The 12,864-nt window shown below is 58.8% G+C and carries 13 protein-coding genes; 7 read left to right on the top strand and 6 right to left on the bottom strand.

Annotated elements, in window-relative coordinates; genetic code table 11:
• Positions 1-54: 54 nt before the first annotated feature.
• From ACN0VD_RS02845 to ACN0VD_RS02860, 4 genes are all read right to left on the bottom strand, one after another.
• On the bottom strand, positions 55-1,611 hold the full coding sequence (locus ACN0VD_RS02845; RefSeq protein WP_417591397.1) for a Y-family DNA polymerase: 1,557 nt from the start codon (positions 1,609-1,611) through the stop codon (positions 55-57).
• Positions 1,499-2,416: an ImuA family protein gene (locus tag ACN0VD_RS02850; RefSeq protein WP_417591399.1), complete on the bottom strand. Its 918-nt coding sequence runs from the start codon at positions 2,414-2,416 to the stop codon at positions 1,499-1,501. Before ACN0VD_RS02850 ends, ACN0VD_RS02845 begins: the two co-directional genes overlap by 113 nt.
• A gap of 201 nt (positions 2,417-2,617) precedes the next feature.
• Positions 2,618-2,740, bottom strand: a complete 123-nt coding sequence (locus ACN0VD_RS02855) for a hypothetical protein (RefSeq protein ID WP_417591401.1) — start codon at positions 2,738-2,740, stop codon at positions 2,618-2,620.
• Positions 2,741-2,775: 35 nt separating this feature from the next.
• Positions 2,776-3,264, bottom strand: a complete 489-nt coding sequence (locus ACN0VD_RS02860) for a Dps family protein (RefSeq protein WP_417591403.1) — start codon at positions 3,262-3,264, stop codon at positions 2,776-2,778.
• A 248-nt stretch (positions 3,265-3,512) separates the two neighbouring features.
• Here ACN0VD_RS02860 and ACN0VD_RS02865 point away from each other — a divergent pair, with 248 nt between their 5' ends.
• Entirely contained in the window at positions 3,513-4,079 is a 567-nt protein-coding gene (locus tag ACN0VD_RS02865) for a type 1 glutamine amidotransferase domain-containing protein (protein WP_417591405.1), read from the top strand.
• 219 nt (positions 4,080-4,298) lie between these two features.
• Complete coding sequence (locus ACN0VD_RS02870; RefSeq protein ID WP_417591407.1) at positions 4,299-4,817, top strand: hypothetical protein; 519 nt, start codon at positions 4,299-4,301, stop codon at positions 4,815-4,817.
• 52 nt (positions 4,818-4,869) lie between these two features.
• On the opposite strand, the gene ribH is transcribed toward ACN0VD_RS02870, so the two are convergent.
• Together ribH and ribB are read right to left on the bottom strand one after the other, a co-directional pair.
• Positions 4,870-5,301, bottom strand: coding sequence for a 6,7-dimethyl-8-ribityllumazine synthase (gene ribH / locus ACN0VD_RS02875; protein ID WP_417591409.1), 432 nt, complete (start codon positions 5,299-5,301; stop codon positions 4,870-4,872).
• Between the two features lie 94 nt (positions 5,302-5,395).
• Complete coding sequence (gene ribB / locus ACN0VD_RS02880) at positions 5,396-6,712, bottom strand: 3,4-dihydroxy-2-butanone-4-phosphate synthase (protein ID WP_417591411.1); 1,317 nt, start codon at positions 6,710-6,712, stop codon at positions 5,396-5,398.
• Here ribB and ACN0VD_RS02885 point away from each other — a divergent pair.
• The 5 genes from ACN0VD_RS02885 to ACN0VD_RS02905 all read left to right on the top strand — a co-directional run bounded on the left by ACN0VD_RS02885 (position 6,711) and on the right by ACN0VD_RS02905 (position 12,861).
• Positions 6,711-6,959, top strand: a complete 249-nt coding sequence (locus ACN0VD_RS02885; protein ID WP_417591413.1) for a hypothetical protein — start codon at positions 6,711-6,713, stop codon at positions 6,957-6,959. The genes ribB and ACN0VD_RS02885 overlap by 2 nt on opposite strands.
• A 16-nt stretch (positions 6,960-6,975) precedes the next feature.
• Positions 6,976-9,138: a TonB-dependent receptor gene (locus ACN0VD_RS02890; protein ID WP_417591415.1), complete on the top strand. Its 2,163-nt coding sequence runs from the start codon at positions 6,976-6,978 to the stop codon at positions 9,136-9,138.
• On the top strand, positions 9,135-10,223 hold the full coding sequence (locus tag ACN0VD_RS02895) for a PepSY-associated TM helix domain-containing protein (protein WP_417591417.1): 1,089 nt from the start codon (positions 9,135-9,137) through the stop codon (positions 10,221-10,223). Before ACN0VD_RS02890 ends, ACN0VD_RS02895 begins: the two co-directional genes overlap by 4 nt.
• A 65-nt stretch (positions 10,224-10,288) precedes the next feature.
• The gene (locus tag ACN0VD_RS02900) at positions 10,289-11,290 is read left to right on the top strand and encodes a ligase-associated DNA damage response exonuclease (RefSeq protein ID WP_417591419.1); all 1,002 of its coding nucleotides are present in this window, start codon (positions 10,289-10,291) and stop codon (positions 11,288-11,290) included.
• Complete coding sequence (locus tag ACN0VD_RS02905; protein WP_417591421.1) at positions 11,290-12,861, top strand: cisplatin damage response ATP-dependent DNA ligase; 1,572 nt, start codon at positions 11,290-11,292, stop codon at positions 12,859-12,861. The genes ACN0VD_RS02900 and ACN0VD_RS02905 overlap by 1 nt, the downstream gene beginning before the upstream one ends.
• The last annotated feature ends 3 nt before the right edge of the window (positions 12,862-12,864 follow it).

The raw sequence follows: 12,864 nt of genomic DNA on the forward strand, positions 1-12,864 counted from the left end.
CGCACTGGATTGCTTCGCTGCGCTCGCAATGACGCGACCTCTATCCGTCCGATTTTACGCAAACAGTCCATGCACGTACCAGTCCGGGTTCGCTTTCTCCTCGCCATAAAGCCCGTGCCGAAACAGCCAGTAACGCCGGCCACGGGCGTCCTCGACGCGATAATAATCGCGGGTCAGGCCTCCCTTGCCCGGTTGCTGCCCGTCCTTGCGCTGCCACCATTCCGAGGCGATCCGTTCGGGCCCTTCATAGCGCATCACCTGATGGCTCTTGCGCCGCCAGGTGAAGCGATAGGGCGGACCGTCGGGGACCTCGGCGATCACCTGCACGCGCTGTGGCGGGTCGAACATGTGCAGGGGGCGCATCGGCGGATTGTCGGGAGACTGCCGCTGCCACGGCACCGGCGGCGGGGCGTTGAGCGCGGGCAATGCGAGCAGGCCCTGTTCGGGAATATGGCTGTCGGCGGCGGCAAATTTCTGCACCCGGTCGCGGCCCATTCTGGTGCTGAGCTGGCTGACCAGAGCGACCGCATCGCCGCGCCGGTCCTCGCCGCCCTCGAGCCGCAACTGCTGCGGCGCGAGCGCTTCCGAAGCAACAATGCTCAGCCGGATCAGATCATAGCCGAAACCGGGGTTGAGTTCGTCGTTGAGCGCCTCGATCCGTTCGCGGAGCAGGCGTTTGAAAAGGGCTGCATCGCGGGTCGGCGCGCCGGTCTCCAGCCCGAGCCGCGCGACATCGCCATCGCAGCGGAACAGCATCATCCGGATCATCCGCGCGCCCTGGCCGCGCTCGTTGAGCCGTTCGGAGGCTTCGGCAAATAATTCCGACAGGCAGGTGAGCGCGCCGTCGATATGGGTCAGCGGTTCGGCAAAGCGTCGCTCGGTGACGACATTGCCGATCCGGCGCAGCGGATCGATCGGCCGGTCCTCGAGCCCGAGAATCCGGTCCAGCCGGACCGTCAGTTCCATCCCGAAACGCGCCGCCAGATTGGCGCGTGGCCGCTCTGCCAGATCGCCGATATGATAGAGCCCGGCCCGTTCCAGCGACTGGTGGGTCTTTGCGTCCATGGCCAGCGCCGATACCGGCAGCTGGGCCTCCGCGCCTTCCTTCAGACCATGCCGGGCCAGCGCCAGCGCGGCATCTGCGGTTCCGGCGAGCGCCCAGGAGGCGCTATAACCCGCTGCATCGATCCGGTCCTCGGCATCCTGCGCCAGCCGTTCCTCATTGCCGTGCAGATGCGCCGCGCCGGTGATATCGAGGATCAGCGCATAAGGCGGCTCGACCGCCACCATCGGCGTATAACGCTCACAGGCTTCGGCCAGCCGTGACAGCAGGTCGGCGTCGGCCAGCGGCTGATGGTCGAAGGCGAGCAGATCCGGCACCCGCGCCCGCGCGTCGGCAAGCTTCATCCCCGGGCCGAGACCCAGCGATACGGCTTGCCGGTCCGCCGCCATGATCACCATCGCGCCGCGGATTTTCTCGGTCAGCGCAAAGGGATGGTCAGGCGGCCCGTGTGCCTTGATGATCCGCTCGGACGGCAGCCAGGGCAGGGACAGCGCCAGTGTCCGGCGCGCTCTGCCCGCTGTGCTGCTCGCGGAAGATTTGATTCTCACGGTTCCACTCCAGTCGGGCGCTCAGCCCGTAAAGCCCGCTGCGATGGCGCAGCAATTTGATGTCGAAAGCAGGATGGCCCGGAGCATTGGCCTCCAGCGCGAGCGAAGGCGCGGTGGCTACTGACCAGCGGCTGAAGGCAGCGGTCGGCAGGGGATTGTCCGGATCACTGCCGGATCGCAGGACCAGCCCGAGCACGCCCGATTTCTGCGCCGATAGCGACAGGCGACGGGTAGCGGTCATGTCGAGGCCCTTGGGCTTCTTGCCCGCCAGTTCGATAATCACCGCTGCCATCGCCGGGGACCGCACGCCGTCGGCGGCCGCGCGCAGTGCCGCGATGCTGTCCGGCGCATCGACATGAATGATGCTCTCGGGGTCTATCCCCAGTTCCGCCAGTCCCGGCGGGTAGAGCCGGCCCTGCCGTCTGGCCTCGCCGCTTTCGCTGATCCACAATATTGGCCGTTCTTCCTGATCCATATTCCGGCAACGCTGCGCCATCAGCAGCGCCATCGCCGCGGCACTGGTCCGGTCATCCTTGCTCTCCGTGTGCAGTTCGTGCAGCGCCGCGCGCGGCAGGCCATCGACTCCTGCATTGCCGCGCAAGGCTGCGTCGATCCTATCGATACCAAAAGTTAAATGCGATGGCGCACTGTCATCCTCGGCTGCCTGCACGCCGGACGTCGCCAATATCCTGGCGAGCCGTGCCCGTAAGACGGAGGGTTTTGCTGGTGTCGCCAGAGGCACAGCAGAAGGGGTGTCCGGTGAAGGCCCTAAAGCCCCGTCCGAATCCGAATCGATATTGTTCATGATTTGTTCTAAAATATAGAACAGACAGATTTGGTCAAGCCTGTTCGCGCTTTGTGATATCTTGCGCCACGGATAATATAGCCGCGGCGCTTGCGACAGGTTCCCATGGAAACTGACCCAGCCGGAACAGGAGCGGCCCAAAAAGACCGCTCCTGCGCAGGGCAGGAGCGGCAGGATAAATATGGGTATTTGAAAACCGGTTTAGAAAAAACCCGTCACGGCGGCTAATGCGATGATCGCGAGCACGGTTGATATGCCAAGCACAATGATCATGTGGCGAGTGGTTATGCCCTGGCGGGCGCTGGTTTTATCCAATTTTTTCATCTGGTTTTCCTGTCATTCTGGTGATCGGGGGTGGCCTATAAACTGGCGGACAACATCCATGATGCTTCCTCCAGCGCACCGATCCGTGCGGTCAGCAGGTCAGCGGTGAAGACATCATCGGCTTCGTCAGCGATTTTCACAAATTCCCGCATCTGGTTTGCCACGGCGAGATTGTCATCTGACAGCTGTTTGAGCATGGCCTCGACATCGCCCCATTCCACCTGATCGTCGATCACGCTCTCGTTGATATAGGTCGAAAGGCCAACCGGCGTCTTCGCACCGAGAGCCCTGATCCTTTCTGCGATTGCGTCGATCGAGGCAGCAAGGTCTTCGTACTGTCCTTCGGTCAGCTTGTGGACGCTGACGAACAAGGGGCCGGTGACATTCCAGTGCACCGACTGGGTCTTCTGATAAAGCACATAGGTTGACGCCAAGGTTGCACCGAGCTTTTCGGCCATTTTGGCGCGGTCGGTCTTTTTGATATCGCTCTTCATTTCGCGGAGATCTTTGGTTTTGACAGTCATGTACTTACCTTCCTTTCAGCTTCTTTCTGCGGCGCCTCACACATTGGTAGAGCGCGGCTGTTGATGACAAAATTACGCATCGGCCGTGATCTGGTTCCGTAAATTTTTCAGAAATGAAGCCTTCTGGAACCTGCTGGTCCAGGGCAACGCGGCGATGTGGGGACGGGACGGGGGATTGGAAAATTTGGGAACCATATCGTCCCCCGCCACGTAGATATCTTGCAGCCTCTAACGAAAGGAAGACAGAAATGACGAACATTTCAAACGCAAAAATAGCAATCCTGGCGACGGACGGTTTTGAGAAATCGGAGCTTTTTGAACCGCGAAAGCAATTGCTCGATGCGGGCGCGGATGTGACTATCGTGTCGCTGCGATCAGGTTCGATAAAAAGCTGGGATGAGAAGGAGTGGGGCGAGGATATCGCAGTCGACCTCACGCTAGATGAAGCGCGCGAAGATGATTTTGATGCGCTGGTGTTGCCCGGTGGACAGATGAACCCGGATATTTTGCGCGTGGAAGACAAGGCTGTCGGTTTCGTGACCGCTTTTTTCAACGCTGGCAAACCGATCGCGGCAATCTGTCACGCACCATGGTTGCTTGTCGAGGCGGATCTGGTTGAGGGACGAAGGGTCACCGGATACAAGTCGATCAAGACCGATCTGATCAACGCCGGTGCACGGTTTGAAGACAGTGCCGTGGTGGTCGATGATGGTCTGATCACGTCGCGTCATCCCGGCGATCTTGATGCTTTCTGCGCCAAGATTATCGAGGAGGTCAGGGAAGGCCTTCACCAGCGGACACAGCAAGCGGCATAGTCCGGATTGGACTTGCACATGAAGGCGGGCTTTTGACAGCAGAGCATTGGAAAAGGAGGGATTTGGCTGCGGATCATCATCTCGATCCCAAACCAGTCACCTTCTATCCTGCCTATGCCTCAACTCGCCTCAATCGTCTTAACAAAATCGGCCATGGTTTTTTACCCAGAAAGCTTTGGCGGGTGAACGCCATTTTTTTGGAATTTTAAGGAGTAAAATATGAAGAATTTTCTAACCCTTTTGGCCGGCACGGCGCTTCTTGCTGCGACACCCGCCTTGGCGCAAGATGCTGCCCCGGTTGTTCAGGCCGAGGTCGGCATGAAAGTTTTCGGCCCCAATGGTGGTGAGGTCGGAACAGTGGATTCCGTCAGCGATGGTGCCGTTGTGGTGGATACGGGCAAGAACAAGGCTGCACTGGCACCCAACGCCTTTGGGAAAGCAGAAAATGGTCTGTCGATCATGATGACTCAGGCTGATCTTGATGCGGCCATAGATAAAGCAAACGCTGACGCAAAGGCCCAGCTGCTGGCTGCCCTGACTCCGGGAACCGAAGTGAAAACCGTCAATGGCGCTGCCGTTATTGGTACCATCCAGGAAGTCGACGCCGAATATGTCACCATCGAGCATGATGGTCAGCCCGTGAAGCTGCCTGTCGATGCATTTATGGACAAGCCCGATGGCGTTGCCATCACAATGACCGAAGACCAGTTCAACGCTGCGCTTACCGGTACCCAATAAGCTCGAATTTTGGGAGCGGCAGGTGAACGTGCCTGCCGCTCCCAATCAAGAACTATTGTTGCCGAGCGGTGAATCGCATCGCCAGCTCATGCATCGCAATCGCAGCCCGGGCGGCCTCGCCGCCCTTGTTCTTGAGGGCCTTGTCGGCGCGCTCCAGCGCCTGCTCTTCATTCTCGACCGTGACGATGCCGTTGCCGATTGCAGCGCCGTCCATGGTTAGCGCCATGATGCCGCGCGCGCTTTCACCGGCAACGATCTCGAAATGATAGGTCTCACCACGAATCACCACGCCAATCGCGACGAAACCGTCATATTCGTCACTCTCGATCGCCAGCGAGATCGCGCCGGGGATTTCCAGCGCGCCGGGCACGGTGACAATCTCATGTTCATGCCCCGCCGCTTTCAGGGCATCGGTTGCGCCTGCGATTAGCATGTCGTTTAGTTCGTCGTAAAAGCGCGCTTCGACGATCAGGAATTTTGCCATTTTATTCTCTTTCAAATTCGTCATCCTGAACTTGTTTCAGGATCTGGTGAATGTTCGATGGAGGTCCTGAAACAAGTTCAGGATGACGAGCCGGTCAAGCCTTCTCCAGTTCCTTGCTGTCTTCCCCGGCATGTTCTGCCGGAACCGCGCGCTGTCCGACAATCCGCAGGCCGAAAGCGTCGAGGCCGACCATATCATGGCTGGTATTGGTCAGCAGTTCCATATCATGGACACCCAGTTCGCTGAGTATCTGTGCGCCAACACCATAGTCGCGCAACTGATCCATTGCTGGCGGCTTGCCGCCATCCAGGCTGCGGACCTGCCGCGAATATAGATCGGGCACGCGCGGGCTGATGAAGACGATGATGCCGGACCCTTCCTCGCCGATGATCTTCATTGATTCCTGCAGCATGTTGGCGCGGCCGGTATCCTGCCCGAACAGGTCGGGGAAAATCGTGGTTGCGTGCATGCGCACCAACGTGGGCTTGTCGGGATCGACATGGCCTTTCTGGAGGACGATCTGCTCGCTTTCGGTGGCCGTATTATAGAATGTGATTGCATTCCATTCCCCACCCCAGCGGCTGGTGAAACGCGCTTCTTCCCGGCGCTCGGTGAGATGATCATGGCGCAGGCGATAGGCAATCAGGTCTCGGATCGTACCGATTTTCAAACCATGATGCTGGGCAAATTCGATCAGATCATCGAGCCGCGCCATCTCGCCGTCATCCTTCATGATTTCGCAAATCACGCCAGCGGGATTGAGGCCAGCCAGCCGCGAGACATCGACCGCCGCTTCGGTATGACCCGCCCGGACCAGTACGCCGCCGTCGCGGGCCTGCAAAGGGAAGACATGGCCGGGTGTGACAATTTCTTCCTTTGATTTCGTTCCATCAATCGCAACCGCAACGGTGCGCGCCCGGTCGGCGGCGCTGATCCCGGTGGTTACGCCGTCGCGCGCCTCGATCGAAATGGTAAAGGCGGTTTCATAAGCGCCGCGGTTATTCTGGCTCATCATGTCGAGGCCGAGCTCTTCGACCCGCTCCCGGGTCATCGCCAGACAGATTAGTCCGCGACCATATTTGGCCATGAAGTTGATTGCATCGGGGGTCGCCATTTGCGCCGGGATGATCAGGTCGCCTTCATTTTCCCGATCCTCGTCATCCACCAGGATATACATGCGCCCGTTGCGCGCTTCGTTGATGATTTCTTCCGCAGTCGCCATAACGCCGCTTCCACCGCGCGCCAGATAGGATTCCAGCTTGCCGAGTGTTTCCGCAGTCGGGTTCCAGTCATCCTGACCCAGGCTGCGCAGGCTATTGGAGTGCAGACCAGCGGCCCGCGCCAATCCTGCGCGCGTTTCCTCACCGGATTCGATCAGTTCGACGAGTTTTTCTATCAGGAGCTTGCTCATGGATTTGGCCTTTCAATGTGATGTTATGGATCGCGTATCACATTATAATGTGACTCGTCGAGGAAAAATATCACATTGGTATCACATTGGGGGCGGTGCGGTTAAATCGCGCGAACTGGGCGGGGCTAGAGGAGGGAAATCCGGCGCATCTTTCCAGCGGCAAAATAATGTAAAATACGCTATTGCAATTGACTCGCAATACCAAGTAGGGGAGCTCCACCATCAATTGATGGTGGCCGGATTATAAAAATAAGGGGGCAATTGTGGCTAATCTGAATATGAAATGTGGTGTGTCGATACTGGTATTGACGATGGCGGCTTATGCCGGACCGGCATTGGCTCAGGATGTTCCTGATAGCGATGCAATCGCAGCGCAAGACAAAGGCCCCCGTTTTGGCGATGATGAAATTGTCGTCACGGCCACTCGAACAAATCTTCCCATTAGCGCCCTGCCGCTAACCGTCGATGTTATCGGTAGTGAGGAGCTCGCTGGTCAATTGGCTATTACCGGTTCGATCAGCGATGCCGTCTCGGCCCTTTCGCCTTCGTTTTCGCCGACGCGCCAGAAAGCGACAAGCTATGGCGAGAGCCTGCGCGGCCGTACTCCGCTTTATTCGATCAATGGTGTCCCGCAATCAACCCCGACGCGCGATTCGTCGCGTGAGAGCTATACGATCGATCCGTTTTTCATCGAACGGATCGAGTTGATCTACGGTTCCAATTCATTGCAGGGCATTGGGGCGACCGGTGGTGTCGTTAACCAGGTCACAGTCGGTGCACCCCAGCAGGACGGGATCAGCGGACGGGTGCTGTTGCAGGGCACGGCGGGCAATGGTTTCGACGGCGAAGGACTGAGCGGCAAGGTCGGTGGACTGGTCAGCTATCGCGGTGGAGATTTGGATGTAACAGCAGGAGCAACATTCGAACGGCGGGGAATTTTCTTCGATGGGCATGACAATCGCATCGGTGCAGACGGCGCACAGGGTGACCTTCAGGACAGCGATTCCTATTCCTTCTTCACGCGCCTGGGCTACCAGATATCGGACAGCACACGGATCGAACTGATCGCCAACCATCTCCGTCTGGAGGGCAATGGCAATTACATCCGCGTCGACGGCGATCGCCAAAGCAGTACGCCATCAACATCGGTGCGCGGCGAAATGGAAGGCGAGACCGCGTCGAACAACACAAGTCTTTTGTCTGTTCAATTGGTTGATGATGATCTTGCCGGCGGTATTCTAACGCTTCAGGGATTTTTCAATCGCTCCCATTATGTTTTCGGCGGCGGCGTCTTTGCGACTTTCCAGGATCCCTCGATCGATCCCACGGGCAATCTGTTCGAACAATCGGTCAATCGATCCCGCAAACTGGGCGGGAAGGCCACTTACGAACGCGAATTCGCGAAGGACCTGACCGTTACGGTCGGTTTCGACGCGCTATTCGACAATACGCAGCAAGATTTGCTGCAAACTGACAGAACCTGGGTTCCGGAAATTGCCTTCCGCAGTATGGCGCCTTTCGGTCAGGTCAATCTGGGCCTGTTCGATCGTCTGGTCACCGTGGTCGGCGGTGCACGCTGGGAAAATGTTACGCTTGATATCGACGATTATACCACGATAGCGTCTTATGGTGGTTTCGATGTATCCGGCGGGTCGCCGGCCTTCGATGAAATCCTGCCCAATGCCGGTCTGGTCATCGAACCACTAAAGGGCATTCGTGCTTATGCCAGCTATTCCAAAGGATATACGGTTCCAGACGTCGGACGGGTTATCAGAGCGGTGGACGAAGCGGGCATCGATCTCGACAATTTCCTGGATCTGGCTCCGGTTGTGTCGAACAACCGCGAGCTTGGTGTGAACGTAAAGCGCGGTCCACTGGATGCGAGTGCATCCTATTTCTGGTCGTCGAGCAAATTGGGCCAGCGACTGGTCGCCAACGCAGACGGCATTTCCGAAGTCACACGCGAGCGGACAGAGATTGAAGGTTTCGAGATAAATCTCGGTGTTGAAACACCGGTTCCGGGATTGCGACTGGGCGTTGGTTTTGCCGATACGACGGGTCGTGTGGATACCGATGGCGATGGCGTCGTCGATGCCGATCTTGATGGCATCAATATTTCGCCCAGCAGGATGAATCTGTCGGCAAATTACGACAGCGGTCCGTTCACTGCCTATTTGCAAGGTCAATTCTACCTGCCAAGAAAATATGACGGGCAGCCGAGCAGCGAAGATTTCGAAGGATATGAAATCGTCAACGCGCTGGTCCGATATCAAACCGATTACGGCGCATTTACGCTGGCCGCCCAGAATATATTCAACAAATTTTACGTGACTTATTATAGCGACACGGCGCAGTCCACCAGCAACTCCAACTATTATACCGGCCGTGGACGCACCATTACCGCCAGCTGGGACTGGCGCTTTTGATCAACACAATTGCATTCATACATCGCTGGGCTGGCGGCATTATCGGCCTGTTGTTGGCGGTAATCGGGCTGACAGGCGCTTTTCTGGTCTGGAAAGGCGCGTGGATCGGGCTGACGGTTCCAGGCGCGGGCAATGCTAAAATCACGGATCCGTCGATGTTGGCGGATGTGACGCAAAATATCGTCGAACGCAGCGAACAGCTGCCGGCCTATATCATTTTCGCCAATGACGATATTCCCGTGCATATCGTCAGCACCGGCGGAAAGAGCGGGTTCTATGCGGGCAGTGACGGTACACCGCTCGCTGTGTGGGATAGCTTTTGGGGGCGGCTGGAAACATTATTGTTCGAGATCCATCATTATCTGCTGCTCGGTGACGTCGGAACAACTCTGACCGGTGTCGCGGGACTCATAGGAGTGGGTTTTGTCATCACTGGCGGAATATTGTGGTGGCGAACACGATCGACATTCAAATTTCGTATCTGGCCGGCCCGGATGACGCGCCCGTCCATCATCCGGCAACATCGCGATCTGGGTGCGGTTCTCACGCCGCTATTATTCTGTACGATGCTTACTGGTGTGATGATGACATTACAGCCGGTGGCGGCGGTGTTGCTCATGCCATTTTCCTCTGTCGAAGAGATGAAGGCGGCGCAGCAGAAGCCGGTGGCAGTCGCAGGACCGATCGACAATATCGACTGGCAGAAGATCATGGTTACTGCGCAAGCGCGCTTTCCCGATGCCGAATTCCGGCTGGTTAGCTTTCCCCGCAAGCCCGGTGATCCCCTTACCATCCGCATGAAGCAGCCGGACGAATGGCATAACAACGGCCGCACGATGGTCTGGTTCGACGGAACGACTGAAGGGATAATCGGAATATCCGATGCTTTGAAATTGCCGAGAGGTTCGCAAATATATAATTTGAGCTACCCCGTCCATGCTGCGAAGGTCGGTGGTACGGTGTATAAGGTCTTGCAAACATTGACCGGGTTAGGATTGGCCCTGCTGGGGAGCCTTGCGGTCTGGAGTTTCTGGTTTCGCCGAAAAATAGCGAAGCCCGCGAAATACAAGCCGGCCATTAGCTGACCAGTCCCGACATGTTATGGAATGACCGTAGCGGAACCTTTCCCAGTCCGATACGCTATTAGGCCATGGCAAAAGCGAAACACTGGATCGAGCCGCATCCGCAGGGCATTTATGTGCGGCCTGCCGACGTGTGGATCGATCCGTCAGTACCCAAGGATAACGCGGTAGTGACCCATGGCCATGCCGATCATGCGCGCGGCGGGCATGGGGATGTGTGGGCGACGCCGGAGACGCTGGCGATCATGGGCTTGCGCTATGGCACGGAGGCGGGAACGCCGGTTGCTTATGGCAAGGGGTTCGAGCGCGGCGGTGTCCGGTTCAGCCTGCATTCGGCGGGCCATGTGCTGGGCTCGGCACAGGTGCTGATGGAATATCAGGGCGAGCGGGTGGTCGTCACCGGCGATTACAAGCGCCGCCCCGACTTGACCTGCGCGCCGTTCGAGCTGGTGCCGTGCGATATTTTCATTACCGAAGCGACCTTTGGCTTGCCGGTGTTCCAGCATCCGCCGATTGCGGGGGAAATCGCCAAGATTTTTGCGCGGCTGGAAGCCGAACCGGACAGCAGCATCTTGATCGGCGCCTATGCGCTGGGCAAGGCGCAGCGGGTGATTGCCGAGCTGCGCCGGGCGGGCTGGGACAAGCCGATCTATCTGCACGGCGCGCAAGTCCGGATGTGCGAACTCTATGAAGAACTGGGTGTGTCGCTGGGTGAGCTACGGCTGGTGATGGACACGCCGAAGGACGAGATGCGCGGCCAGATCATCATCGCGCCACCCTCGGCGCTGACCGACAAATGGAGCCGGCGACTGCCCAATCCGGTCACCGCCATGGCCTCCGGCTGGATGCGGGTGCGCGGGCGGGCGCGGCAGCGCGGGGTCGAGATCCCTCTGGTCATTTCCGACCATGCCGACTGGGACGAACTGACCGAGACGATCCGCGAACTAGCCCCGAAGGAAACCTGGATCACCCATGGCAGCGAGGACGGCCTGCTGCGCTGGTGCGAGCTGCACCAGATCAAGGCGAGGGCGCTGGCGATGGTCGGGCGCGAAGAAGGGGATGACGGCTGATGCGCCGCTTTGCCGCCCTGATCGACAGTCTGGTCTACACAAGATCGCGCAACGCCAAGCTGGCGGCGATCTCGACCTATTTGCGCGAGACACCCGATCCCGATCGCGGCTGGGCGCTGGCGGCGTTGACCGATAGTCTCGACTTTCCGGCGGTCAAGTCGGCCACCATCCGCAATCTCGCGGGAACGCGGATCGATCCCGAACTGTTCCGCCTGTCACGCCATCATGTTGGCGACACTGCCGAGACCGTGGCGCTGGTCTGGCCCGAAGCGGACGGGCGGGAGCAAAGCGACCCGGGCATCGACGAAGTGGTACAGGCGCTGTCCGCTGCCAATCGTGCGACCGCTCCCGACATTGTTGCCTCCCTGCTCGACAGCCTGGATTCGAACAGCCGCTATGCCCTGCTCAAGCTGGCGGTTGGCGGGATGCGGGTCGGTGTCTCGGCCCGGCTGGCGAAAACAGCGTTCGCGCAGGCCTTTGATGTCGCGCTCGACGATGTCGAGGAGCTTTGGCACGCGCTTGATCCGCCTTATGAAAAATTATTCGAATGGGCGGAGCAGGGCGGCGAGCGTCCGGATCTGTCCGCGACGCCTTTCTTCCGGCCCTTCATGCTGTCGCACCCGTTCGAGGGCGACAGTCTCGATCTCGATCAATATGCGGTCGAGTGGAAATGGGACGGCATCCGCGTGCAGGCGGTGCATCTCGGCGGCGAGACCCGGCTTTACAGCCGCGGCGGCGATGATATCAGCGCCTCCTTTCCCGATATAGTCGAGGCATTCGACCGTGACGGTGTGATCGACGGCGAACTGCTGGTTCGCGGCACCGATCAGGGCGGCGAGGCGGCCAGTTTCAATGCCTTGCAGAAAAGGCTGGGTCGCAAGACGGTCTCGAAAAAGATGCGGCAGGAATTTCCCGCCTTTGTCCGCGTCTATGACCTGCTGATGGACGGAGAGGACGATCTGCGCCTGTCGCCCTGGCACGAACGGCGCCAGCGGCTCGAGCGCTTCGTGCCGAAACTCCATCCCGACCATTTCGATCTGTCCGCCGTGGTCGATGTCGATGATTTTGCCGCGCTGGAAATCATGCGCGCCGGGGCCCGCGACGCGGCGATCGAGGGCGTGATGCTGAAGCGGCGGGAAAGCCCCTATCTGGCGGGCCGGGTCACCGGTCACTGGTACAAGTGGAAACGCGACCCGCTGAACGCCGACTGCGTGATGATGTATGCCCAGCGCGGCAACGGGCGGCGCGCGTCCTTCTATTCCGACTATACCTTCGGCTGCTGGACCGAGGATGGCGAGCTGCTGCCGGTCGGCAAGGCCTATTCGGGCTTTACGGATGAAGAGCTGAAATGGCTCGACCGTTTCGTTCGGCAGAATACGCTGAACCGCTTCGGGCCGGTCCGCGAGGTGAAGAAATCGCTGGTGCTCGAAGTCGCGTTCGATTCCATCCACGAAAGCGGCCGCCACAAATCCGGCCTCGCCATGCGCTTCCCCCGCATCCACCGCATCCGCAAGGACAAGCCGGCGGAAGAGGCGGACCGGATCGCGACATTGCAGACAATGATTTCCTGAGCG

Source organism: Parasphingorhabdus sp. (genome assembly GCF_048267785.1).
In the GTDB taxonomy this organism is placed as follows: Bacteria; Pseudomonadota; Alphaproteobacteria; order Sphingomonadales; family Sphingomonadaceae; genus Parasphingorhabdus.